15 protein-coding genes are annotated in these 23,614 nt (G+C 74.9%); 5 read left to right on the top strand and 10 right to left on the bottom strand.

The genetic code is table 11. From position 1 onward, the window contains the following. Nucleotides 1-77: 77 nt before the first annotated feature. From ACFW48_RS01195 to ACFW48_RS01180, 4 genes are all read right to left on the bottom strand, one after another. Nucleotides 78-5,102: an SAV_2336 N-terminal domain-related protein gene (locus tag ACFW48_RS01195; RefSeq protein ID WP_386309252.1), complete on the bottom strand. Its 5,025-nt coding sequence runs from the start codon at nt 5,100-5,102 to the stop codon at nt 78-80. Continuing rightward, the gene (locus tag ACFW48_RS01190) at nt 5,102-6,127 is read right to left on the bottom strand and encodes an AAA family ATPase (RefSeq protein ID WP_386309250.1); all 1,026 of its coding nucleotides are present in this window, start codon (nt 6,125-6,127) and stop codon (nt 5,102-5,104) included. Before ACFW48_RS01190 ends, ACFW48_RS01195 begins: the two co-directional genes overlap by 1 nt. A gap of 235 nt (nt 6,128-6,362) precedes the next feature. Continuing rightward, a complete protein-coding gene (locus tag ACFW48_RS01185) occupies nt 6,363-8,015 on the bottom strand; it encodes a trypsin-like peptidase domain-containing protein (protein WP_386309248.1) in 1,653 nt (550 codons plus the stop codon). Continuing rightward, the gene (locus tag ACFW48_RS01180; protein WP_386309245.1) at nt 8,012-8,371 is read right to left on the bottom strand and encodes a CU044_2847 family protein; all 360 of its coding nucleotides are present in this window, start codon (nt 8,369-8,371) and stop codon (nt 8,012-8,014) included. Before ACFW48_RS01180 ends, ACFW48_RS01185 begins: the two co-directional genes overlap by 4 nt. 222 nt (nt 8,372-8,593) lie before the next feature. On the opposite strand from ACFW48_RS01180, the gene ACFW48_RS01175 reads away from it, so the two are divergent. Further along, nucleotides 8,594-12,253 carry a S8 family serine peptidase gene (locus ACFW48_RS01175; protein WP_386309244.1) on the top strand — a complete coding sequence of 1,220 codons (3,660 nt, stop codon included), beginning with the start codon at nt 8,594-8,596 and terminating at the stop codon, nt 12,251-12,253. Between the two features lie 231 nt (nt 12,254-12,484). Here ACFW48_RS01175 and ACFW48_RS01170 read toward each other — a convergent pair whose 3' ends face one another. From ACFW48_RS01170 to ACFW48_RS01160, 3 genes are read right to left on the bottom strand one after another with little or no spacing between them, the layout of a single operon-like run. Further along, nucleotides 12,485-13,855 (bottom strand): carboxyl transferase domain-containing protein, encoded by a 1,371-nt coding sequence (locus tag ACFW48_RS01170; protein ID WP_386309242.1) that lies wholly within the window; start codon nt 13,853-13,855, stop codon nt 12,485-12,487. Further along, nucleotides 13,848-15,341, bottom strand: a complete 1,494-nt coding sequence (locus ACFW48_RS01165) for an acyl-CoA synthetase (protein WP_386309239.1) — start codon at nt 15,339-15,341, stop codon at nt 13,848-13,850. The genes ACFW48_RS01170 and ACFW48_RS01165 overlap by 8 nt, the downstream gene beginning before the upstream one ends. Before the next feature lie 51 nt (nt 15,342-15,392). Next, nucleotides 15,393-16,760 carry an SLC13 family permease gene (locus tag ACFW48_RS01160; RefSeq protein WP_386309237.1) on the bottom strand — a complete coding sequence of 456 codons (1,368 nt, stop codon included), beginning with the start codon at nt 16,758-16,760 and terminating at the stop codon, nt 15,393-15,395. Between the two features lie 174 nt (nt 16,761-16,934). On the opposite strand from ACFW48_RS01160, the gene ACFW48_RS01155 reads away from it, so the two are divergent. Both ACFW48_RS01155 and ACFW48_RS01150 read left to right on the top strand, forming a co-directional pair. Further along, complete coding sequence (locus tag ACFW48_RS01155; protein ID WP_376671165.1) at nt 16,935-17,642, top strand: FadR/GntR family transcriptional regulator; 708 nt, start codon at nt 16,935-16,937, stop codon at nt 17,640-17,642. A 21-nt stretch (nt 17,643-17,663) separates the two neighbouring features. Next, nucleotides 17,664-18,533 carry a RimK family alpha-L-glutamate ligase gene (locus ACFW48_RS01150; protein ID WP_386309235.1) on the top strand — a complete coding sequence of 290 codons (870 nt, stop codon included), beginning with the start codon at nt 17,664-17,666 and terminating at the stop codon, nt 18,531-18,533. Here the strand turns inward: ACFW48_RS01150 and ACFW48_RS01145 are convergent. Then, on the bottom strand, nt 18,530-19,156 hold the full coding sequence (locus ACFW48_RS01145) for a hypothetical protein (RefSeq protein WP_386309233.1): 627 nt from the start codon (nt 19,154-19,156) through the stop codon (nt 18,530-18,532). The two genes, ACFW48_RS01150 and ACFW48_RS01145, sit on opposite strands and share 4 nt — an antisense overlap. 141 nt (nt 19,157-19,297) lie before the next feature. On the opposite strand from ACFW48_RS01145, the gene ACFW48_RS01140 reads away from it, so the two are divergent. Both ACFW48_RS01140 and ACFW48_RS01135 read left to right on the top strand, forming a co-directional pair. Continuing rightward, on the top strand, nt 19,298-20,071 hold the full coding sequence (locus ACFW48_RS01140) for an IclR family transcriptional regulator (protein ID WP_386309231.1): 774 nt from the start codon (nt 19,298-19,300) through the stop codon (nt 20,069-20,071). Next, nucleotides 20,068-20,955, top strand: a complete 888-nt coding sequence (locus ACFW48_RS01135) for an SMP-30/gluconolactonase/LRE family protein (protein WP_386309229.1) — start codon at nt 20,068-20,070, stop codon at nt 20,953-20,955. The genes ACFW48_RS01140 and ACFW48_RS01135 overlap by 4 nt, the downstream gene beginning before the upstream one ends. A gap of 52 nt (nt 20,956-21,007) precedes the next feature. Here ACFW48_RS01135 and ACFW48_RS01130 read toward each other — a convergent pair whose 3' ends face one another. Then, the gene (locus tag ACFW48_RS01130; RefSeq protein ID WP_386309227.1) at nt 21,008-22,411 is read right to left on the bottom strand and encodes an NAD(P)/FAD-dependent oxidoreductase; all 1,404 of its coding nucleotides are present in this window, start codon (nt 22,409-22,411) and stop codon (nt 21,008-21,010) included. Continuing rightward, a complete protein-coding gene (locus tag ACFW48_RS01125; RefSeq protein ID WP_386309224.1) occupies nt 22,401-23,603 on the bottom strand; it encodes an MAB_1171c family putative transporter in 1,203 nt (400 codons plus the stop codon). Before ACFW48_RS01125 ends, ACFW48_RS01130 begins: the two co-directional genes overlap by 11 nt. Between the last annotated feature and the right edge of the window lie 11 nt (nt 23,604-23,614).

The raw sequence follows: 23,614 nt of genomic DNA, 5'->3' as shown, positions 1-23,614 counted from the left end.
GGCATCGTGCGCGGGTGCCGGGGCGGGCGCCTTCTGGAGAGGGCCGGGCGGGGGGCCGCTGAATGGGGGGTGTGCGATCAGCGGTTCTCGGCCGCCGTGAGCAGCGGACGGAGGTCCGGTACGAGGAGCGCGTCGGCGTCCGCCGCTCTCAGGTCCCGTCGGACCCGTTCGCCGCGCCAGTAGCCGACGAACGGCAGGCCGATGGCGCGGGCGGCGGACTGCTCGGCGGGGCAGGAACCGATCAGCACACACTCGCCGGGGGTGGCGTCGAGCCGCTCCAGGGCTCGCCGAAGGACGTCCGGGTCGGGCATGAGGCGGGTGAGGTCGGCGTCCCGGCCGTGGACGCCGCCCGGCAGGGCGTCCAGCAGGCTCCGGCGTCTCAGGTAGGCGGCGACCGGGGCAGGGGCCCGGTCGGTCACCACGGCGGTGGGCACCTCGCGGGTGTGCAGCGCCCGGATCAGCCGGTCGGCGAGCGGGGTCGGCTGCGCGGTGGGCGCCGCCCGGGCCTCGTGCCGGTCGAGCCGGAGACGCACGTCCTGGGCGAGCCGGTGTCCGGCGAGCGCCCGGAGGAAGTCGAGCGTGCCGGCGTACCCGTCCGACGCGACCCGGGGCAGCGGGGCCCCGGTGAGCGCGTCCCCGGGATCACGCTCCTCGACGAGGAGCGCCGCGATGTCCAGGAGCACCTCCCGCTCCGCGGCGGGCCGGTACAGCCGGGCCGTCACGTCGTCGAAGCCGAGGAGGACGCAGCGGGCGCGGGCGATCAGGTCTTCGGGAGTGTCCGCCGTGCGGCGGGGGCGGGCCCGGGCGGCGGCGGTGCCGCCGAGGGGAGACCACCGGACGCGGTAGCCGGAGACGTCCGCCCAGCCCGGGAGGGCCCCTCGGCCGTCCGGGGAGACCGTCAGACGTTCTCCGCTCAGCTCGGCGAACACCACGCGCAGGTCGGTCTCCCGGCCGGCCACGGCCTCGACCGGATCCACCACGGACCACGTGACCCGCAGCGCGGAGTGGTCCGTGGCGAGGTGATGCTCGGACAGGTCGACCTCGAAGTACTGCCATGCCGCGCGGGCGGCGAGGGGCACCGACCGGACCCGGTCGGAGTCCGGCAGGGCGAGATCGCCGTCGGGCAGCCGCAGCACCACGGCCCGGGACTCGTCCTGGGGCACGGGGGCCCATCCACCGGACGGTACGGGGAAGGGCCCCCGAACCGCCGCGCCGGCCGGTACCGCCACGCTCGGGCCACGGGCCCCGTCGACCGTGCTGTACCAGCCCCTGTCGGCGCCCAGCGACCGGAACGCGTCCAGGGCGAAGACGAGGCCGCCGTCCCCCTCCCCCTCCTCGTCCTCGTACACCTCGTCGTAGTACAGGGAGTCCGAAAGGGCGATGACCGCCTGTGCGCCGGAGGCGTCCAAGGCCGCGTCGACCGTCCCGGGGTCGGCGCGGAAGACCTGCTCCTCAATGCCGTCCATGCGGAACTCCTCCTGCCAGAACTCGACCCGCAACCGCAGGCCGCCGACGCGTGCCAGGTGCCCGGGCAGACCCGCCACGGTCGCCCGGAGCAGGCGGGAGGCCGCCACCCGCGGCGCCAGCAGCACGAGGAGGCCGCGGTCCTGATCGTCGAGGAGTTCGTACGCCTCGCCGTGGAGCCCGCTGTCCGTCAGCAGGTCCGTGACCACGCCGTGCAGGGCCGAACGGGCCTCGCCGCCCGAGGGGCCGTCGGCGAACGTGAAGCGGGCGCAGTCGCGGAATTCGGTGTCGTACTCCGCGGGATCCGCCGCCTCGTATGCCGCCACCTCCGCCATGATCTCCGCCCGCTCCAGGGCCTCCGCCGGGTCGAGGTCCGGGTCGTCGGGATCGTCCCCCCACGCCCCACGCGCGGCGAGCAACTCGGCCGCCTCCGCCTCCTCGGTCGTTTCCTCCGGCTCCTCCAGCAGGGGCCTCCAGAGGCCGTCCTCCGTGGGGAACGGGCCCTCCGGAAGCTCGTCCGGCGCGGACACGGCGCCGTTCGGTCCGTCCGGGACCGGCGGCTCCTCGTACGCCTGCCACGGGGCGTCGTCCGCGGGCTCGTCGTGCTCCTCGCGCAGTTCCCGGCCCAGCGCCGCCAGTGCCGGGCTCCGCCCCCCGGACAGTTCGTACTCCTCGTACACCGCCAGGGCCTCCTCGCCCCGGCCCTGGCGGCGCAGGGCGATCAGGTACAGGCGGCGGAAGTCCTCCCGGTGCGGGTGGGCGTGGAGCAGGCCGGCCAGGTCGGTGGACGCCCGGTCGTACTCACCGAGGGCAAGGTCGAGTTCGGCGCGCTTGGTGTACAGGGCGAGGCGGAGCCGGACGAGGCGGGTGCGGGCGGTGCGGGCGGCGGGGCCGGGCACGTCCGCCAGCGGTTCGGGGCCGTGCCAGAGCGCCAGCGCCGCGGTGACGAGGTCGCGGGCCTCGCTGTGCGCGCCTGCCAGCCGAGCCGCGTCGGCGTCCCGTACCAGCTCGTCGCACCGCACCACGTCCACTTCGTCGGCGCTGGTGTGCAGGGCGCAGCCGTGGGCGGGCGTCGCCAGTACGCCCGGGCCCAGAACGTCCGCAAGCCGCGCCACCAGCCGGGTCACCTCGGCGTGCGGGTCGCGCGGCTCGTCGCCCGGGTCCCACAGCCCCCACCGCAGCTCCTCGTGCGTCACCGTGCGGCCGTGCTTGAGCAGCAGCATGGCGAGCAGCGCGCGGATGTCCGGCGGCAGGTCGGGGGAGCCGTCCCGGAGCCGCACCCGCAGCGGTCCCAGGACGTGGTACCGGCGCAGCTCGTACGCCTCGCGCGCCTGCTCCGGCAGCCCAGGGTCCGCGAGCAGCCGCAGACCCTGGGTCTGCGTCGCCGACGAGGCGGACATCAGCTGGTCGAAGGCGTGCGCGTAGTGGATCCGCAGGTTGCCGGGCAGCCGGTCGAGGTGGCGGGAGTCGATCGGGACCGTCAGGCGCGAGGTGCCCGACGTCAGCAGCAGCAGCACGTCGCACAGGGCCCGCAGGTCCTCGGAGCGTCCGGCCGGGCCCGAGGTGCGCCCCGGTTCGAAGAGGCTCAGCCGGACCGTGCCGTCCGGCAGCAGGACCACCCGGGAGGCCTCCAGACCGCCGTGCGTGACGCCCGCCTCGTGCAGGGCGGTGAGCGCCGCCGCCAGCTGCGCCCCCACCGACACCGTCAGCGGCACCGGCAGCCGCCGGCCGCCCGACCGGGTGAGGGCGTTCAGGGCGATGCCGTCGAGGTGCTCCATGACGACGTACGGGATGTCGTCCTCGATGCCGCGGTCGAGGACGGTGACCACGTTCGGGTGGGTGATCTCCGTCAGGCGGCGCGCGTCGCGCAGGAACGCCTCGCGCGACGCGGGGTCGGTGTTCGCGTCGTGCAGCCGGACCGTCACCGTCCGGTTCGCCCCGGTGTCCTCGGCCAGCCACATCCGCCCGGTCGGCGCGAGCCGGCGCACCGGCCGGTAGCGCGCGCTCACCGCGCGCGGGAAGGGCGACGCGGCCGGTGGCCGCTCCCGCGCGGCCAGCTGCCGCGCGCTCTCCTGGCTGATCGCCGCGAACGACTCGTTCCGGTCGGCCCGCTCGGTGCCGTCCCGGTCGGGGATCAGCGCGCGGAACTCGCCCGGCGACCGCCCCGCCCGCTCGTCGATCAGGCCGCCGGTCCGCAGCAGCAGCTCGTGGGTGCGGTTGCGCGCGGTACGGGGCAGTCCGCGCAGCAGCAGGTCGCGCACGCCGGGACGGAACGCGTACGAGCCGGGCGGCCCGGCGACCGTGGTGAGCAGCCCGCTGAGGATGACCTCGGCCAGGTGCTGGGGGAGTGGGTGCGGCTCGACGGCTGCCTGCACCAGCCGCATCACCGGCAGGTCCGGACGCCCCAGCGCGAGGTGGCCGGCCAGCCGGAAGGCCTCCGGGGACGCGCTCGCGCGAAAACGCAGGACCAGTTCCTCGGCGGACAGCCGCGTCACGTCGGTGCGGTCGTCGGCGTCGGCCGGCAACGGGTGGTGCAGTGCGGCGGCGGCGCCCGGATACTCGGTGCCGCCCGGGCTCGCGACCAGTGCGGCCCAGTTCGCCAGCCACTCGGGTCCCGGTTCCAGCACGGGTACGTACACGGTCTTCCCGGGCGCCCGGGGCGCGGTGCCGTCGTACGGGGTGAAGGCGAGCGACGCGCTGGGCGCGGCCCGGTGCGGGGCCGACAGCCGGCCGGGGACCGGCGGCAGGGCGGTGTCCCGCCACAACTGCTCGGGCAGCGGCTGCAGAACGGCCAGGGGCGTACGGCGCGCCCAGCGGCGCAGTGTGCCGAACCACCGGGTGCCGGCCGGGCCCTCGCGCCACTGCGGCCCCATGCAGTCGCTGATCAGCAGGGTGACGGTACGGCCGTCGGCGGGCGCGTCGGCTCCGTCGCCGCGGACGGTGCCGTCGGGTTCCGCGCGGTGCAGGGTGACCGTGCGGAAGACGCCCGACTGGGCGAGCGTGGCGTGCAGTTCGCGCACCAGGGGCTGCCAGACGGGCATCGTGGGGCCCGCGTCGTGCACCAGGTTCAGCCGCAGCCAGCGCTCCCGCACGGGCCGCAGCACCGGCAGCCACCACTCGGGGCCGGCCCCCAGCCGCGCGATGCGGTCGGCGGTCGCGGCCTCGTCCACCTCGTGCCCCACCGGAGCGTCGGTACGGCGCTTCAGCGGGCGCAGGGAGCGCTGCAGCGCCAGCGTGTGCCGCAGCATCGGCGGGGCGGGCGCGAGCAGGGCGCTGTGCGGTTCGACCGCCGACGTGCCCGGTGCGGGGGCCGGGGACGGCAGGCGCAGGGGGGTGCGTGCCTCGGGTACGGGCGGCGGCTCCTGCGGCCGGTCGCGCCGGGGCGGCCCGCCCGGCCGGCGCTGCTCCGGCGTCACCCGGGGCGCGGGCGGGGCCGGCGCCCCGGGTTCCGCCTCGGCCGTCGGAGCCGTCGGAGCCGTCGGAGTCGGCCGGTGCGGCTCCCCGGGCTCCATCTGTCCTGCCAGCCACAGGAGTTCGGCCAGCTCCAGCGGGGTCGGGCGGACGCCCGAGGCCGCTCGGCCGAGGATGTCGGCCAGGCGGGGCAGGGGCTCCGGTGAGCCGGGGCGGTCGGCGGGCATCAGAAGGCGTCTGGCTGCGGGGACCGGCCCAGGTACGGCATCAGCTGCTCCGCCAGCTCGTCGAGCGAGTCGGTGCCCAGGCCGGAGGACCGGGCCAGGTAGATCGCGTTGAGGAGCTGGTCGGTGGCCAGTTCGCCGCTGCCCACCCGGGACAGGAACCGGTCGATCAGCTGCTGCGCGTACCCGTCGGGCTCTCCCAGGTGGGCGCGGACGATCTCGGTGAGGTGCTCGTCGTCCGGCTGCCGCAGGCGCAGCGAGACACAGCGGCGCAGGAACGCGGGCGGGAACTCGCGCTCGCCGTTGCTGGTGAGGACGACGAACGGGAAGGCCTTGCAGCGGACCCGGCCGCGCTCGACGGGCACCCGCTGGTCGGTGCCGTCGATCAGCACCTCGGCACGCCCGTCGGGGGTGTCCCGGGAGGCCCGGACCAGTTCGGGGATCTCGTACTGGCCCTCCTCCAGGACGTGCAGCAGGTCGTTCGGCAGGTCGAGGTCGCTCTTGTCGATCTCGTCGATGAGCAGGGCGCGCGGGCGGGCGTAGGGGAGGAGGGCGGTGCCGAGCGGGCCGAGGCGCAGGTGGTTCTCGATGCCCGCCCCGGCCGCCGGGTCCTCGGGACGTTCGGTGGCGTGGCGCGCCGCGTACAGCCGGGAGAGCGGGTCGTACGTGTAGAGGCCGTCGTGGAGGGTGCTGCGGCTGGTGATGTTCCACCGCAGGACCGGGCCGAGCCGCAGTTCGCGGGCGACCGCGTAGGCGAGGGACGACTTGCCGGTGCCGGGCGGTCCGGTGACCAGCAGGGGGCGCCGCAGGTACAGGGCGGCGTTGACCAACTGCACCGTGTGCCCGGAGGCCTGGTAGGTCGCGGCCCGGTGGACGCGGTCGGGCGAGGTGGCCGGGGCGTCGCCGTCCTCGTCCGGCGGGTCGAGCACGGGATGGCCGTCGAATGCCCGCCAGGGCGGCGGCGGGGGCAGCTTGGTGATGCCGTCGTGGGGGGCCGGCGCGCCGGTGTAGACGGGCCACAGGGGCATGGTTCTTCTCTCCGAGCGATCGGTGCGGCGGGCGGTTCGTTTCGGCGGCGGGCGTGCGGCGTGGGTGGTTCGGCGGTGGGTGGTCCGGCGTGGGTGGTTCGGTCGGCGGGCGGTTCGGCGGCGAGCGTTCCAGCTGGGTGGTTCGGTTGGCGGGCGGTCCGGCGGTGGGCGGCGCGGTCGGCGGGCGGTCCGGCGGTGGGCGGTGCGGTCGGTGGGCGGTTCGGTGGTGGGCGGTTCAGCCGACGGGCGAGTGGAGGAGGGCGGGGGGCTCGGCGAAGCAGCGGGGGTCGTCCCACAGGAGCTGGACGTCCCTCGCCCAGTGCTCGTCGGGGACGTCGGCCGCGTCCGCCGCCTCGCGCAGCTCCATGACCAGGCGGGGAAGTTCGGACGGCGGTACCCCGGCCACGGACACGGTGAGTTCGTCGAGGAACGCCGTACCGGAGCAGGGGCCGTCGTGCCCGTCGCCGGGGCACCCCCTGCGCGGCCACAGCAGCACCGGGACGGGGACGTGGAGACCGACCTCGAAATGCTCCCGGGCCACCGCGGGCGCGGTGGCGAAACCGGCCAGCTCCGCGTCGTCCCGCAGCCGCATGCGCAGGCCGGCCGGCCGCTCCCGGGTGCCGCAGTCGACGCGGTGCAGTGTGCCGCCCGTGCTGACCCCGAGCTTGCGCCACTTCTTGCGCAACTGGTGGCGGAGCCGCCCGCTGCGGTGGCGGTGGCGGTCGGTCACCACGAGCGGATAGGCGCAGCCGAGCGGCGTGGGGTCGTCCTCGCTGCACGCCCAGTGCGCCACCGGTTCGTTCAGCCACTCGCGCGGCAGCACGAAGGTGAGCAGTTCCTCGGCGCCGGGATCGAGCTGGGTGAACGCCTCGTCGATGCGCTCCTGCACGAACGACCGCACCGCGCTCCTGGCCAGCCGGCGCGCGCCCACCGGGCGGCGCTGCCCGTCCCGGTAGGCGGACACCTCCACGGTGACCTGGTCGGCGCCGACGCCGCTGTGATCGATCTCCACGACGATGGGCGACCACGTCGCGGGGCGCGGCGGCGGTGCGTGCAGCAGTTCCTCCAGCCGGTCGGCGAACCGGGCCACGGCGCCCGGCTCCGGCACCTCCCACTGCACGTACGCGGCGGCTTCCCGCAGCGAGGCGAAGCCCCCTTCCGGGGGCGGCGGGGCGAAGGGGTCCATGGCGGAGACGTACAGCCGGTTCGGGTCGCACACCAGGCCGGTGTCCTCGGCCCGGCGCACCAGCGCGTACAACCGCCTGCGCGCGTCCGCCCGGTGGCCCGGCGTGGGTACCAGTTCGCCCAGCTCCGGCCAGTAGCGCGCCATGATCTCGACGGGCAGCATTCTGCCGACGCGTACGTCCTTGGCGCCCGCGACCGCGGTGACCATGCCGACGACCGTGCCGTCGGCCAGCGCCAGCGCCGCGCCGCTGAACCCGGCCGCGAGCGGCTGCCCGTGCGCCGTGAGCGCCTCCAGCTGGACCCACTCGCCCGAGATGAGCGGGCCGGGCAGGGCACGGTAGGAGGCGAGCATGCCCTCGTCGTACCCCTTGGGGAAGCCGTAGGCGACCAACTGGGGTGCGGGTGCTCCCTGTTCCGAGCCGGGCGGGGCGAAGACGGCCGGGGCGAGCGGCACCTCACGGTCCAGTTCCAGTACGGCCAGGTCGCCGAGGTCGGCGGGGCCACCCTGCCAGCCGCCGTGCACGGCGACCGTGGCGGACAGCTCGCCCAGCTCCCGGCGGCCCGGGAAGGTCACCGTGACCGTCGCGCTGCCGCTCCACCTGACGACGTGGGCGCAGGTGAGCAACCGGCGCGGGGAGACGAGGAATCCGGCGCCGACCTCCTTGCCGCACTCGACGCGGGCGTGCCACGCGATCCCGCTCATGACGGGTCGGCGGCTTCCGGGTCCCGGGGCAGCGCCGGGGACGGCTCCGGCGACCAGCTCAGCTTCACGACCAGGTGGCCTTCCGCCGAGCCCTTCGCGATGATCGCGCCGGCCTCCGCGCTCAGCTTGACCCCGAACTCCAGCTCCACCGAGTCGGGTCCGAGCGTGCCGTCCCGGAACACCCGCAGCGCGGACTCGGCCGCCGCCCGCACGCCTTCCAGGGAGCCCTCGAACGTGCGTGCCGCCTGGGCCGGTCCGTCGCCGCGCGAGACCAGCCGCGCGCCGTCCTCGTCCTCGACGCCCTCGACGACCACCCGCGTGCCGTCCTCGGTCTTGAACTCGACCAACCCGTCCATGACGCCGCTCGCTCCCCGTCTGCCGTACCTGTGCGGAAGGTCATTCTGACGGACGGTACTCGGCCCTGTCCCGCCCACCGCCTCCGGTCCACCGCCGCCCTGGCGGAAACCCGCCAGGGCGCCAATCCGCCACCTCCGGTCAACTCCGCTGCCCCACAAGCCCCCTGAGACTTCTCCCAGCATTCGTCGCAGCACTCTACGACGATACGAAGAGAGGCGTGGATGAGCAGAGGACCAGTCAGACGCGGGGCGACCCTCCTGTCGGCGGGGCTCGTGATCGCGCTGCTGCCGGCCGGGACGGCGGCGGCGCAGGAGCCGCCCCCGGACACGGCGCGCACCCCGGCCGCCGCCGGCCCGTCCGCGGCCGCCGCCCGCACCGTCACCCTCGTCACCGGCGACCGGGTGACCGTCACCGACCTCGGCGGCGGCCGGAGGACCGTCACGGTCGAGCGGCCCGAGGGCGCCACCGGCGCGGTCCACACCCGCAGTTCGGGCGGCCGGACCACCGTCGTACCGGACGAGGCCCTGCCGTACCTGCGTGACGGCAGCCTCGACGAACGCCTCTTCGACGTCGGCGAGCTGCTCGACCAGGGGCTCGCCGACTCCGAGACCGGCGAACTGCCGCTGATCGTGACCTACGACAAGGGCGCGCGGACCGCCACCCCGAGGGGAGCCGAACGGACGCGGGCGCTGCCCAGCGTGCGCGGAGTCGCCGTCGAGGCCGACAAGGGGCGTGAATTCTGGCGGGAATTCACCCGCCGCGGCGCCGGTGTCGACGGCGTGTGGCTCGACGGGCGGGTCACCGCCGCGATGGCCGAGTCCAACGCGCAGATCGGCACCCCCGAGGCCTGGCAGGCCGGACTGACCGGCAAGGGCGTCACCGTGGCCGTGCTGGACAGCGGCGTGGACGCGGGCCATCCCGACCTCGCCGGACGGGTCGGGGAGAGCCGGAGCTTCATAGCCGGCGAGGAGGTCGCCGACCGCAACGGCCACGGCACGCACGTCGCCTCCACCGTCGGCGGCAGCGGCGCGGCCTCCGACGGCAAGGAGAAGGGCGTGGCGCCCGGCGCCGACCTCGCGGTCGGCAAGGTCCTGGACGACTCGGGCTCGGGCAGCGAGTCCGAGATCATCGCCGGCATGGAGTGGGCCGCCCGGGACGTGGACGCCGACATCGTGTCCATGAGCCTCGGCTCGACCGAGCCCAGCGACGGCACCGACCCGATGGCGCAGGCCGTCAACGCCCTGTCCCGCGAGACGGGCGCCCTGTTCGTCATCGCCGCCGGGAACACCGGCGCCCCGTCCTCGATCGGCTCGCCCGGCGCCGCCGACGCCGCCCTGACCGTCGGAGCCGTCGACCCGGCCGACGAGGCGGCCTACTTCACCAGCGCGGGACCACGCCACGGCGACAACGCGCTCAAGCCCGACCTGTCCGCCCCCGGCGTCGGCATCCTCGCCGCCCGCTCCCGGCTCAGCGAGGGCAGTGGCGACTACACCTCCATGAGCGGTACGTCGATGGCGACGCCGCACGTCGCCGGGGTCGCCGCCCTGCTCGCCGAGCAGCACCCCGACTGGACCGGCGCGCGGCTCAAGGACGCGCTGATGTCCACCTCGAAGGAACTGGACGCGTCCGCCTACCGACTGGGGGCGGGGCGGGTCAGCGTGCCGGACGCCGTCGCCGCCGACGTCACCGCCACCGGGAGCGTCGACCTGGGCTTCCAGTCCTGGCCGTACGACGGCAACGAGCCGGTCACCAAGGCCGTCACCTACACCAACGACTCCGGCACCGCCGTCGAGTTGAAGCTGTCCGTGCAGGGCGCCCCCGAGGGCGTCGCCACCCTCGCCGACACCACCCTCACCGTGCCCGCGCACGGCACCGCCTCCACCACCGTCACCGGCGACGGGTCCAAGGCGCCGGTCGGCACGACGAGCGGCCGGATCGTGGCGTCCGGCGCCGACGGCACGCCCGTCGCGCGCACCGCGTTCGGGATGGTCAAGGAGGACGAGCGGTACACGCTCACCGTGCGCGTCAAGGACCGGGCGGGTGCCGCGACCCCGGCCGACCTGGTCGTCCAGCGCCTCGCCGAGGGCGTCGACCCCGTCCCCGCGCACGTCGGTGACTCCGGCACCCTCAAGCTGCGGCTCGCGCCGGGGACGTACAGCCTGACCTCCTTCCTCGACGTGCGCGGCAGCCACGGCGCCGACTCGCTCGGGCTGGGCTTCCTCGCGGCGCCCGAGGTCGTCGTCGACCGGGACCGCGAGATCACCCTCGACGGCACGGAGCTGCGCGAGATCAGCGCCGACGTCGGCCGGCGCACCGAGACCCGGCAGCTGCTCATGGAGTACGACCGCGGCGCGAACGGCTCCGACCTGTTCGGCGCGGTCCAGGTGCCCCTGACGTACGACAGCGTCTTCGCCGCGCCCACCGGGAAGGTCACCGAGGGTGACTTCGAGTACCGGACCGTGTGGCGGCTCGGCAAGCCGCTGCTGGAGGTCGAGGGGATCGGTGAGGCCGTCGTCCAGTCGGGCGGCACCCTGATCGAGGGGCGCAGCCGGATGCCGCTGGTCGACGTCGGCGACGGCCCCTTCCCGGACGCGGTCCGGGGCAGGGCGGCCCTCGCCCGGCTCACCGAGGGCACCGAACCGGCGGACCTCGCCCGGGCCGCCCAGGACGCGGGCGTGCAGGCGCTGTTCGTGACCGACGACGCGGCCGGGCGGCTGACGGCCTGGTGGGGCACGGCGGACAACGCCGACCGGCCGTTGCAGATCGCCACGGTCGGTACGGCCGACGCGCGTCGGCTGCGGGCCGCCGGGCGGGTCGACATGACCGGGACGCGCAACACGCCCTACACGTACGACCTCTCCGAGGGGCATCGCGGCGGCGTGCCCGACCGGGACCTCACCTATGAGCCCGGGCGTCGCGATCTCGCCGCGCTGCGGACCAAGTACCACGCGGCCGAGCCGGCGAGCGGCGGCGAGTTCCGGTACTCGATCACCGACACGTTCCCGATCGGCATCGGCTTCCGGGAGCGGATCGACTACCCCGTCGAACGCACCGAGTACGTGTCCACCGGCCCGGGCCAGCTGTGGCACGAGTCCGTGACGGCCGCCGACGGCGCGCTGGAGCAGCGGTCCGGAACGGTCCGGTACGAGGGAGGGGCGCGTACGGAGCTGAACTGGTTCAAGCCCGTGTGGCACCCGTATCTCGGCACCGGACTCGGCTGGGGACAGCAGCGCGCGGGCAACCGGCTCCAGTTCAACGCCCCCGGCTGGGGCGACTCCGGCCCCGACCACACCGGCTTCGGCGACGTGTGGAGCGAGGGCAGCGGGATGTCGCAGACCACGTCGGTGTATCTGGACGGCGAACTGGTCGACCAGGGGACGGGTTCCGCCGCGTACGTGGACGACGCGCCGGCCGACGAGCGCACGTACCGGCTCGTCACCGACACCGCGCTCGACGCCGGCCGCTGGCGCCTCGGGACCGAGGGGCACGCGGAGTGGACCTTCCGCTCGGCCGCCACGCCGGAGGACCGCTGGACCTACCTGCCCCTGATCAACCTCTCCTTCGACGTCGGCACCGACCTCGCGGGCGAGGTGCGCGGCGGGAAGAAGCTGCGGGTCGGGATCGGTGCGGAGCACGTGGCGGGCGCCCCCGGCACCGGGACGATCGGCGGCGGGAAACTGGAGGTGTCGTACGACGACGGCGAGACCTGGCAGCAGGTCCGGCTGCGCGGCGGCGACGGGGAGGGCGATGGACAGGCGTCCTGGCACGGGACGCTGAGCGTGCCCCGCGACGCCGGGCACGTCTCGCTCAGGGCCTCGGCGCGCGACGACCGGGGCGGCTCGGTCACGCAGGAGATCGTGCGGGCCGTGGCCGTGCGCTGACACGCGGACGGCGCCGCCTCCCTGGGACGGGGAGGCGGCGCCGCCTGGGTTCTCGGACCGTCAGACCAGCCAGCCGACGAAGTGGACGATGCCGGCGAGGATGTCGGTGAGAAGGTTCATGATCGTGCAGCTCCTTGCGCTGTGCATGTGTGGGACCTACTTGGGACTTGTGCGTCGACTACGGTCTGCAGCCCGTTGCTCGCACAACGTAAGTATCGTTGGTCCCGGCAGTCACATACGCTTTTCAGAGCGACGATCACCTGTTCCAGGGAACAACTGCTCGCTTGTTCGGATCACGCCAAGCTCCGCCAAGTCCTGCGGGCGCAGCCGCAGTTGACCGGCCGTCGCCTCCACCTCCGCCGGGGGGCGCTTCAGGATCGCCGCCGCGAGCTCCGGCGCGATGACGGAGAAGTAGCTGTCCGGCGTGGCCCAGGTGCTGCCCGGCGCGGCCAGCGCGAGCGCCCCGCCCGAGCCGCCCTCGCCGATCACCAGTGTGGTGACCGGCGTGCGCGCCGACGCCACCGCCACGAACAGGTCGGCGATCGCCGCGCCCACGCCCTGCCGTTCCGCCTCCGCGTCGTTGGCGGCACCCGGGGTGTCGACCAGGGTCAGCACCGGGATGCCGAGCCGGTCCGCGAGACGGATCAGCCGGGTGGCGGTGCGGTATCCGGCGGGCCTGGTCGCCGTCCCGGTCTGGGCGGCGTACGCGACCGTCCGCCCCGCGTGCTCGCCGAAGCCGCAGAGCATGCCGTCCGGGTCGGTGCCCCCGCAGCGGTCGCCGGAGAGGGCGACGCGGTGGGCGAAGTAGGCGTCCAGGTACGCCCGGGCGCGCGGCCGTTCGGGGGCGCGGGCCCGCCGGACCGCGTCCCACCCGCCGACCGGCAGGTCCCGTGCGCCCAGCGGCTCGGGCACCAGCGCCGGGTCGCCGGACGGTGCCGTCAGCAGCCGCAGCCACCGCCCCAGCGTCCCGCGCAGCTCCCCGGCCGGTACGACGGCGTCCGCGCTGCCCGCCGCCACCTGCGCCTCGGCCGTGTACGCCGCCGGGTCGGCGTCCGGTGGCCGGACCCGGGAGCCGGCGAAACCCACCTGGGCGCCGGGCAGCGCGAGGACCACGTCGGCGCCCGCGCCCAGCGTCGCCCAGCCGCCGCCGGTGGCCGGGTCGCGCAGTACGGCGATCTGCGGCAGCCCGGCCTCCCGGGTGAGCGCCGACTGCCGCGCCACCCGCTGGAGCTGGGTCAGCGCGAGCATCCCCTCCTGCATCCGGCTGCCGCCGGTGGCGACCAACGGCACCACCGGCAAGCGGTGTGCACGGGCGTACGTGTACGCGGCCTCCAGCCGGTCGCCGGTGGCGCGGCCCAGCGAGCCGCCGAGGAAGCCGAACTCGAAGGCCAGGAGCACGGCCCGGGTGCCCTGGACGTGCCCGGCCCCGCAGACGACGGACTCCTCCTCGCCGGTGCGCTCGGCGGCGCGGGCGCGGGAGGCGTCGTAACCGTGCCAGCCGAGGGGGCCGTCGGGCCGCGACCGTCCGGCCGGGTGGGGGAGTTCGGTGAAGTCGTCGGTGAGCAGGGCGAGGAACTCGCGCGCGGAGGGCCGGTCAGTCATGGGACAGCGCCCGCTTCATGATCTTCCCCATGTCGTTGCGGGGGAGGGCGTCGAGGTGCCGCAGGACGCGGGGCCGCTTGTGCGGGGCCAGCCGGCCCGCGACATGGTCGGCGAGCGCGTCGAGGGTGGGCGGCGAGGCGGGGTCGGCGGGCACGATCCACGCCACGATGCGCTCGCCGAGGTCCGGGTCGGGCTCCCCGGTGACCGCCGCCTCCCGCACCCCCGGGTGTTCGAGAAGGGCGTTCTCGATCTCGCCGGCCCCGATCTTGTACCCGCCGCTCTTGATCAGGTCGGTGGCCTTGCGGCCGACGATGCGGACATAGCCGTCGGGGTCGCGCACCGCCATGTCGCCGGTGCGGAAGAAGCCGTCGTCGGTGAAGGCGGCGGCGGTGGCGTCGGGGCGGTTCAGGTACTCGGAGAACAGGTTCGGGCCGCGCACCTGGATCTCGCCGACGCTCTCCCCGTCCAGCTCCGCGATCGGCGTGCCGTCGTCCTCCACGAGCCGCAGCTCCACCCCGGGCAGCGGTACGCCCACCGTCCCGGCGCGCGGCTCGCCGTCCGCCCGCACACTGGGCCGGGGGTCCGGGGGTGTCCACCGGGACGAGCACAGCATCAGGGTCTCGGTCATGCCGTACCGCTCGATCACCCGCCGGCCGGTCGCGGCGGCGATCCGCTCGTGGTCGTGCACGGGCAGCGCGGCCGACCCGGACACCAGCAGCCGGGCCCCGGCGAGCGCCTTCGCCAGCTCCGGGTCCCCGGGCAGCGCCTCGGCGATCCGGTGGTACATCGTCGGCACCCCGAACAGCATGGTCGCGCCGTCGTTCAGTTCCCGCGCCGCGCCCTCGGCGGAGAACCTGCCCAGGTGCCGCACGGACCCGCCGCGCCGCAGCGGGCCGAGGATGCCGAGCACGAGGCCGTGCACGTGGAACAGCGGCAGCCCCTGCACCAGTACGTCGTCGGCGGTCCACCGCCACGCGTCGGCGAGCGCGTCCAGGGTCGTCGCGAGCGCACGCCGGGGGATGACGGCGCCCTTGGGCGGGCCGGTGGTGCCGGAGGTGTAGACGACGAGCGCGGGGTCGCCGTCGCCGGTGCGGCCGTCGTCGGGGACGGGTCCGGTGGCGTGCGCGTCGACGTCGACGCGCTCCAGGGCGGCCAGGGCGGGCGGGAGTTCGCTCCCCGGCGGCGCCAGGACGAGTGAGGGCTCGCTGTCGGAGAGGATGTGCGCGAGTTCCTTGTCACCGGACTTCGGGTTGAGCGGCACGGCGGGGACCCCGGCCAGCAGCGCCGCCACCACGGCGACGGCGGTCTCCATCTCCGGCGTCGCCCAGACGGCGACCCGCCCGGCGCCCCGGATCCGTCCGGCGGTGCCACCCGCGGCGGCGGCCAGTTCGGCGTACGTCAGGGAACGCCCGCCGAACCGCAGGGCGGGCCGGTCGGCCCCGGCGCCGGTCGCGGCCGGGGAGAGGGCGGGGAAGAGAGAGGACACGCGTCGTACTCCTTAGCTGTTGCTCACGATTACCGGTTGTCCGAGGTGGACCTACCCGAAGCCGGGCACGACCAGCACCAGCCACGCCAGCGCGGGTACGACCGCCACGACGATCCCTCCGTACACCATCAACTGCCGGAAGAAGCGCTCCCGGTCCGCCTCCGGCGCCGCGGCCAGCACCAGCGCGCCGTTCGTCGAGAACGGGCTGACGTCCACCACCGTCGCCGAGACCGCGAGCGCCGCCACCATGCCGACCGCACCGATATCGCCCTGCGCGAGGAACGGCACCGCCAGCGGGATCAGTGCGCCCATGATCCCCACCGAGGAGGCGAAGGCCGACACGATCGCGCCGATGTAGCAGAGCAGCACCGCGGCCAGCAGCGGGACGCCGATGCCGCCGACGCCCTCACCGGCCCAGGTGATGGTGCCCATCTCCTCCAGGACGCCGACGTACGTGAGGACACCGCAGATCAGCAGGACCGTGGACCAGGCGATCTCGCCGACCGCGCGACGGCTGTCGTCCGGCCAGGCGGTGCTCAGCACGACGGCCAGGGAGACCGCGGTCAGACCCGCGTCCAGGTCGAAGCCGAGGACGGCGACGACGAGGGCGACCAGGGCGACCAGGGTGGCGACCCGGGCCGGGGTGAGGCGCAGGCCGCCGCCGGTGCCGTCGGTGTCCTGGTCCGGGCGGACGGCCAGGGCGGTGGGGGCGGTGCCCGCGGCGCCGGTGCCGGTGCCGGTGCCGGTGCCCGTGTCGGTGGGCTCCGCGCCCTTGCCCACCGCGCCGCCGTCCTCCGGCGTCACCGAGCCCCGCGCCCACAGCTTCCGCCCGCCGAACAGCACGAACAGCACGCTCGCGATGACGAGGTTGGCGATGAGCGAGGCGAGGAAGAGGGTGACCTCGCTGCCCGGCAGGCCCTCGCGTTCGACGATGCCGTTGACGATCGAGCCGTAGATGCTGATCGGCGAGAAACCGCCGGCCTGCGCGCCGTGCACCACCATCGTGCCCATGAGCAGCGGGCTGATCGCGTACCGGGTGGCGAAGCTCAGCGCGATCGGCGCGACGATCGCCACCGCGGCCGGGCTGACCGCGCCGATCGCCGTGAGCGCGCCGGTGAGCGCGAACATCACCCACGGGATCAGCGCGACCCGCCCCCGCACGAGCCGGACGGCCGCGTGCACCAGCCAGTCGGTGGTGCCGTTGGCCCGGGCGATCGCGAAGAGGTAGGTGACGCCGACGAGGACGACGAACAGGTCACCGGGGAAGCCGGCGAAGATGCCGTCCGCGTCGAGGTCCGCGACGAGCGTGCCCACCCCGAAGGCGGCGGCGAAGGCGAGCGCGCCCATGTTGACGGAACGGGTGGTGGCGATGACGAACACCACGATGAGGACGAGGATCGAGATGAGTTCGGGGGACATGCGGGGGCTCCCGAGGGCTGACCTATTGGCTGAGTGGATGAGCCACTTGGATCGTGCGGTTGGCTGGTCAGCGTGGGCCCGCCCCGGGCCGCCGTCAAGGGGTCGCGCACGAATTGGCTCAGCCACTCGGCCACGCACCGCCCGGTGTTACGCTCCCGGCGAGAGGGGGATCCCGTGACCGACGCCCTGCGCCCCATGACCAAGCAGCGCCTGTACGAACAGGTGCTGGAGCGGCTGCGCCAGTACGTCACCGACGGCGGCCTGCGCGCCGGCGACCGGCTTCCGCCCGAACGGGACCTCGCCCAGCGTCTCGGTGTCAGCCGGGCCTCGGTGAAGCAGGCGATCGTGGTCCTGGAGGTCCAGGGCCTGGTGGAGGCACGGCACGGCGGCGGGACGTACCTGGTGCGGGACAGCCTCGACGTCGAGCCCGTCGAGGACATGGTCGAACGCCGGCGGCGGCTCCCGGACGTCCTGGAGGCCCGCGAGGCGCTGGAGACGAAGCTCGCCGAACTGGCCGCCGAGCGCCGCACGGAGGACGACCTGGCCGCGATGCGGTCCGCGCTGGCCGTGATGGCCGAGGAGATCGAGAGCGGCGGTCACGGCGTCGAGGGTGACCGCCTGTTCCACGCGGCGGTGACGGCTGCCGCGCACAGCAGCCTGCTCGCGGAGTTCATGCGCTCCATCGCCCACCAGATCGCCGAGAGCCGCACCGAGTCCCTGCGCCAGCCGGGGCGCCCCGGCCGCTCCCTGGCCCAGCACCAGGACATCCTGGACGCCGTCGCCGCTCGGCAGCCCCGGCAGGCCGCCACCGCGATGCGCCGCCACGTCCGCACGGTCGCCAAGGTCCGGCTGCTGGACTGGGACCCGGAAGAGGAACGGTAACCAATGCCCCATACATCTGTAATGCCCCGAATAGCGCTCGTCACCTGCCGTCCCGGGCCCCGCGTCAGCGAGGACCGCGATCTCCCGGTGCTCGTGCGGGCGTTGGAGGAGGCGGGGGCGCGGGCGTCCGCCGAGGTGTGGGACGACGACACCGTCGACTGGGGGGCCTTCGACCTCGCGGTGATCCGCTCCACCTGGGACTACAGCTGGCGCGCGGACGAGTTCACGGCGTGGGCCGAGAAGTGCGGCGAGGTCACGCGGCTCGCGAACCCGGCCGGTGTCGTGCGGTGGAACACCGACAAGCGCTACCTCGGCGACCTCGCGGCGGCCGGCGTGCCCACCGTCCCCACCCGCTACGTACCCCCCGGCGAGACGCCCGACCTGCCCGACGGCCACGAGTACGTCGTCAAGCCCACCTCGGGCGCCGGGGCCCGCTTCGCCGCCCGCTACACACCCGGCGAGCACGCCACCGCCGTACGGCAGGTCGAGCGGATGCACACCGAGGGCTTCACGGCGATGGTGCAGCCGTACGTGCGCAGCATCGACACCGCCGGTGAGCGGGCGCTTCAGTTCTTCGGCGGGCGCCTGCTGCACGCCAGCCGCAAGGGCGCCGTCCTCACGCCGGGGACGCCGTACGACGAGCGCAAGGTCGCGCACCCCGGCCTGGAGCCCTGGACCCCGGCCCCGGCCGAACTCGCCGTCGCCGAGAGCGCCCTGGCCGCCGTACCGGACGCCCCCGAGCTGCTGTACGCCCGCGTCGACCTGGTGGACGGGGAGGACGGACGGCCGCGGGTGATGGAGCTGGAGCTGGTCGAGCCGAACCTGTTCCTGTGGCTGCACGAGCGGTCGCTGCGACGGGTGGTGGAGGCGGTGCTCGCAGCGGCCCGTTAGCGGTCGCCGACCGCCGTCCGCTGGAGCAGTCCCCAGGTGAACTCCGCGACGACCTCGTGCCGTACGCCGTTCCCGTCCGGGGCGGTGAAGGCCAGCCCCCAGCGGGTGGGGGCCGAGCCCTGGAGCGGGCGGGCGGGTGCGAAGGCGCGGGCGGCCTCGTCGACCGTGCAGGACCAGGGGGTCAGGTCGTCCAGGGTGCGCAGCTCGGGTCCCTCGGCGCCTGGGGCGCGGACCAGCCACTCGTTCCAGACCACGCCCTTGTCGGCGACGAGCACCTCGAAGCGCAGGTCCGGCCAGAGGGGGACTCGCCACTGCCGGGCCTCGCACTCCAGGTCGCCGATCCGGCGCGGCGCCGCGGACTCGGGCTCGCCCAGGACCGAGCGGATGGGGGCACCTCCCATGCCCTTAAGGCTATGGGGGAGGGCGGCCGCCGAGCGGGAGCGCGGGGAGCGGAGCATCGCCTGCCAGCGCCTGTTCGCCTCCCGCATGTCCGCGAGCGAGGCGCCCAGTTCGCGACGGGCGTCCTCCACCGGGCCGGGGTTGTGGTCGGCCATGCGGCGCAGCAGCACCAGCTGGAAGTCGCGCGGGGTGAACGGGCCGGTGGGCTGCTTTCCGGTGGGCATGGGGACCATCGTGGCCCATGGGCGAAGGTGCCATCGCAGTGCCGCATGCCCATTGCCCCGGCAAACGCGATATGAGTAGCCTGTGTTCGCTATTCCGATCGCCTGTTGAAATCTCGAACACACTTAGGGAGGGGACGGGACATGGGACGCCTCGTACCAGCCGTGACCCGGGCTCTCGACATACTGGAGCTCTTCCTCGACGGGGACGGCACGCTCTCCGCCCCCGACATCGTGCGCCGGCTCCAGCTGCCGCGCACCACCGTGCACGAACTGGTCACCACGCTCGCCGCCCGCAAGTACATCGTCCCCGTGGCCGGGCAGCCCGGACGGTACCGCCTCGGCGTGCGTCCGTACCAGCTCGGCGCACGTTACGCCGAGCACCTCGACCTCGCCGCCGAGGGCCAGCAGGTCGCCCGGGCCGTCGCCGAGACCTGCGACGAGACCGTGCACGTGGCGATCCTGGAGGACACCGACGTCATCTACATCGCCAAGGTCGACTCCACGCACGCGGTGCGCATGGTGTCGGCGGCCGGCCGCCGGCTGCCCGCCCACTGCACCTCCGTCGGCAAGATGCTGCTGGCCTCCCTCCCCGAGCAGGAGGTCGCCGCCCGCTTCCCCGACGGCGCCGAGCTGACCGCGATGACCCCGAACAGCATCACCGGCCCGGCCGCCCTGCGCGAGGCCCTGGCCGGGATCCGCGAGCGGGGCATCGCGGTGGAGAGCCGCGAGTCCAACCCGGACGTCTCCTGCGTGGCCGCCCCGGTCCGCGACCGCACCGGCCGGGTCGTCGCCGCGCTGTCGATCTCCGTCCCCATGATCCGCTGGAGCGAGGAGCGGCTCGCCGAGCTGGAGCGGCTCGCCGTCAAGGGCGCCGCCGACCTCTCCGAGCGCCTCGGCCACCGGAGGCCGGAATGACCGAGCGCGGTACGACGGCGACCGGCACGGCGTACGAGGTGGCCGTCCACGCCGAGGCGGCGCTCGGCGAGGGGCCCACCTGGGACCCGGCGACGGGCCGCCTCCTGTGGATCGACATCCTGAACTCCCGCGTCCACACCTACGACCCGGCCACCGACCGGCGCACGGTCCGCCGCACCGACCAGCACGTGGGCGCCGTCAAGCCCCGCGCGGGCGGCGGACTCGTCCTCAATCTGCGGGACGGGATCGGACTGCTCGACCCCGACGACACCTTCCGCTGGCTGCACCGGGAGGTCGTCCCCGGCCGCCGCGCCAACGACGCCGCCGTCGCTCCCGACGGCACGCTGTGGGCCGGCACCATGCGCTACGACGAGGCACCCGGCGGCGGCTCGCTGTCCCGGGTCACCGGGGACGGCACGGTCGAGGTCCTCCTCGGCGACGTGGCGGTGAGCAACGGCACCGGCTGGAGCCCCGACGGGCGGCTGATGTACTACGTGGACTCGCCGACCCGCCGTATCGACGTCTTCGACGTCGCGGACTTTGGCACCGGGGACGGCCGGATCACGGGACGCCGTTCCCTGGCCACGATCGAGGACGGCGCCGGTTTCCCGGACGGCCTGTGTGTCGACGCCGAGGGCTGCGTGTGGGTCGCCCTGTGGGACGGCGGCGCGGTACGCCGGTACACCCCGTCCGGTGACCTGGACCGGGTGATCCCCCTCCCCGTCCCCCGGGTCACGGCCTGCGCCTTCGGCGGCCCCGGCCTGACCGACCTGTACATCACCACGGCCCGGGTGGGGCTGACGGCCCCGCATCCGCTGGCCGGCTCGGTCCTGGTGGTGCCGGGCGCGGGCCGGGGGGTGGCCCAGCCGGCGTTCGCGGGCTGAGCGCGGGGCCGCCGGAGCCGGGGCGGACGCCGGTGCGGGTCCGCCCGTCCCCTCACACCCCCGTGCGGTCCAGCCCGCGGAGCACTTCCCGCTCACCCGGGGTCAGCGGCGGCCCGGTCAGCGGGGCGAGCGGGGAGCCGGCGAGGGCGGCCAGGACCGCGCCGGGGCGGAACATACGGGTCGGGGGCGTGCGCATGCTGGTGACGTCCCAGATCGCCGAGGCCGCCGCGAAGGAGCCCGTGGCCGCCCTCGTCATGCGCCGCGTGTACGCCGTCACGACGCGGTCGGCGGCCCCCGGCCGTCCGCCGCGCACCCCCGGGTAGAGGACGTCCTGGCCGACGGCCATGGACCACGCCGGGTCCGCCGAGCGCGCCGCACCCCGCAGCACCCGCCGGGCGAGACCGGGCGCGCCGAGACCGCCGGCCCGCTCCAGCTCCCGGCCGAGGACCCGCGCGCCGAACGCGGCCACCGACATGCCGTGCCCGTACGCCGGGTTGAAGGTGGCCAGCGCGTCACCCAGGACGACGAAACCGTCGGGCCACCGGGCGGACTTCTCCAGGTACCGCCGCACATTGCTGGTCGACCGGCTCAGGTGCACGTCGGTGAGCGGCTCCGCGCCGGAGACCAGCCGCCCCACGATCGGGTCCGGCAGTTCGAGCGTGTACCGCAGGAAACCCTCCGGATCCGCCGGCGGCTCACCGCCTCGCGTACCGCCGCAGCTGACCATCCACCGGTCGTCCTCGATCGGCAGGACCATCGCGCTCCGCCCCGGCCGGGACACGTGCGGGTCGGACTGCACGATCGTCAGCGGGAACCGCTCCGCGCCCTCCGGTACCCGGTAGACGCGCGTCGCGTTGACCAGCCCGGAGTCCACGGTGCGCTCCCGGACACCGGAAAGTCCGAGCCCGTCGAGCCAGGTGACGACCCGGGTGCCGCGCCCGCTCGCGTCGACGACGAAGTCCGCGTCGAGATCCGTGTCCCCGCCGACGGCCGCGACGCGCACGCCCCGCACACGGCCGGCGGTCCCCGTCAGCCCCACCACCGCCGCCTTGCGGACCTCGACCGGGCAGTGCTCCAGCACCGCCGTCCGCACCGCCCAGTCCAGCAGCGCCCGGCTGCACGTGAGCATGACGGGCCCCTCGCGCCGCCACCGCCGCAGCCAGCCCTCGGGCGTGCGGGCCAGCATGCCCGAGCTGAGGGATATCTCGTGGGCCCCGGCGGCCAGCAGCCGTTTGCGCAGGCTCACGCCCGGCACCAGCTCCTCCATCGCGGCCAGCCCGCCGGCCATGAGCAGATGGGCGTGCCGCCCCTGCGGCAGCCCACGGCGGTGCTCCGGGCCTTCGGGCAACTCGTCACGGTCCAGCACGACCACCTCGTCCACGCCCGCGGTGGACAGCACGGACGCGGCCAGCATCCCGGCCAGGCCGGCACCGATGACGACAGCTCTACGCGACATGGGGCTCCTCGGGTTCAGCCATGGGTCCGGTCATGGAGGACGGCACCGCTCCGCCGGACGCGGCGGGCGGACGGTCGAGTGCCTGCGCCAGCTCCACCAGCCCGCTCGGGCCGGACACCTCGGTGGCGTGCAGACGGTAGGTACCGGCGGTCTCGGGCGGTTCCTCGCCGGTGACGGCCCGGCGCGCGGCGTCGGCGAGCATGGCCGCCTCCGCCGCCAGCCGGGCCTCGTGGGGGGAGTGTCCCGCGCCCAGGGCGGTGTCCCGCACCCGCACCCGGACCCGGTGGTCGAAGTACGGCGCGAGCGCGAGCAGGGCGTCGTGGATGGACACCTCACGCCACTGGAGCCGGGCCTGGGGGAGCTGCCACCAGGCGGTCGGCGGCTTGGGAGCGGTGGACACCGACTTGACCAGGGACCACAGCGGATCCAGCCGCCGGTAGTCGCCCAGCCCCCGCCAGTGGTCGACCACGGGCGGCAGCAGCCTGGGCAGCACGAACCCGGCCGAGCACAGCAGCGCGGCCAGCGACGCCATCGGCGGGGCCACGGTGGTGGACAGGAAGTCGAGGTCGTGACCCGACCAGCGCGCGACGACCGCCGTGTACTTGGTCAGCTGGAACCCCACCACGTCCAGCAGCGCCCCCAGCAGGATCAGCCGCAGGCCGGTCCGCAGCAGCCCGCCCACCTCGCGGCCCCACTTGACGCAGACGGCGCACATCACGAGCATCGCCGCGCTGTGCCCGAGCAGGTACAGCAGGATCATCTCCCGCATGAACGGGGTGCCGGCGTAGTACGTGTCGAGGTCGGTCAGCCGCTCGGTGTCCGCGTCGGCGAGCGTGAACAGCACGACGATGGCGACCACCAGGAGACCGTAGGCGGCCATGGTGCGCAGGACCATGCGCCGCACCCGCTCGCGGGAGCCGCCCCGCCAGTTGATCAGCAGCACGAGCACGGCGCAGCTGTACGCGGACAGCATCCCGTAGGTCAGCGGGGCCCCGAAGTTGGGGACGCCGGTGAGTTCGTTGACCGTGGCGAGGGTGGCCGGGGCGGCGCAGACGAAGACCAGGGCGCCGAGGACGACCGCCATGCTGGTGGACAGGGTCAGCGGGTTCCGCATGGCCGTGCGCGGGCGGCGGAACAGCAGGACGGAGGTCATCCCGAACACGACGGCCGCCAGATACACGACGAGACTCATACCGGCAGACT

Source organism: Streptomyces sp. NPDC058812 (assembly GCF_042744565.1).
In the GTDB taxonomy this organism is placed as follows: Bacteria; Actinomycetota; Actinomycetes; order Streptomycetales; family Streptomycetaceae; genus Streptomyces; species Streptomyces thinghirensis.
The sequence above is the reverse complement of the archived record's forward strand: the minus strand, read 5'-3'. Positions and strand labels throughout refer to the sequence as shown.

Excerpts from the sequence above, each read along its gene's own strand:
- ACFW48_RS01125 (WP_386309224.1), bottom strand. The coding sequence starts at position 23,603 with ATGAGTCTCGTCGTGTATCTGGCGGCCGTCGTGTTCGGGATGACCTCC.
- ACFW48_RS01190 (WP_386309250.1), bottom strand. The coding sequence starts at position 6,127 with ATGCCCCTGTGGCCCGTCTACACCGGCGCGCCGGCCCCCCACGACGGC.
- ACFW48_RS01135 (WP_386309229.1), top strand. The coding sequence starts at position 20,068 with ATGACCGAGCGCGGTACGACGGCGACCGGCACGGCGTACGAGGTGGCC.
- ACFW48_RS01170 (WP_386309242.1), bottom strand. The coding sequence starts at position 13,855 with ATGACTGACCGGCCCTCCGCGCGCGAGTTCCTCGCCCTGCTCACCGAC.
- ACFW48_RS01150 (WP_386309235.1), top strand. The coding sequence starts at position 17,664 with ATGCCCCGAATAGCGCTCGTCACCTGCCGTCCCGGGCCCCGCGTCAGC.
- ACFW48_RS01145 (WP_386309233.1), bottom strand. The coding sequence starts at position 19,156 with ATGCCCACCGGAAAGCAGCCCACCGGCCCGTTCACCCCGCGCGACTTC.
- ACFW48_RS01195 (WP_386309252.1), bottom strand. The coding sequence starts at position 5,102 with ATGCCCGCCGACCGCCCCGGCTCACCGGAGCCCCTGCCCCGCCTGGCC.
- ACFW48_RS01180 (WP_386309245.1), bottom strand. The coding sequence starts at position 8,371 with ATGGACGGGTTGGTCGAGTTCAAGACCGAGGACGGCACGCGGGTGGTC.
- ACFW48_RS01130 (WP_386309227.1), bottom strand. The coding sequence starts at position 22,411 with ATGTCGCGTAGAGCTGTCGTCATCGGTGCCGGCCTGGCCGGGATGCTG.
- ACFW48_RS01160 (WP_386309237.1), bottom strand. The coding sequence starts at position 16,760 with ATGTCCCCCGAACTCATCTCGATCCTCGTCCTCATCGTGGTGTTCGTC.
- ACFW48_RS01140 (WP_386309231.1), top strand. The coding sequence starts at position 19,298 with ATGGGACGCCTCGTACCAGCCGTGACCCGGGCTCTCGACATACTGGAG.
- ACFW48_RS01175 (WP_386309244.1), top strand. The coding sequence starts at position 8,594 with ATGAGCAGAGGACCAGTCAGACGCGGGGCGACCCTCCTGTCGGCGGGG.
- ACFW48_RS01185 (WP_386309248.1), bottom strand. The coding sequence starts at position 8,015 with ATGAGCGGGATCGCGTGGCACGCCCGCGTCGAGTGCGGCAAGGAGGTC.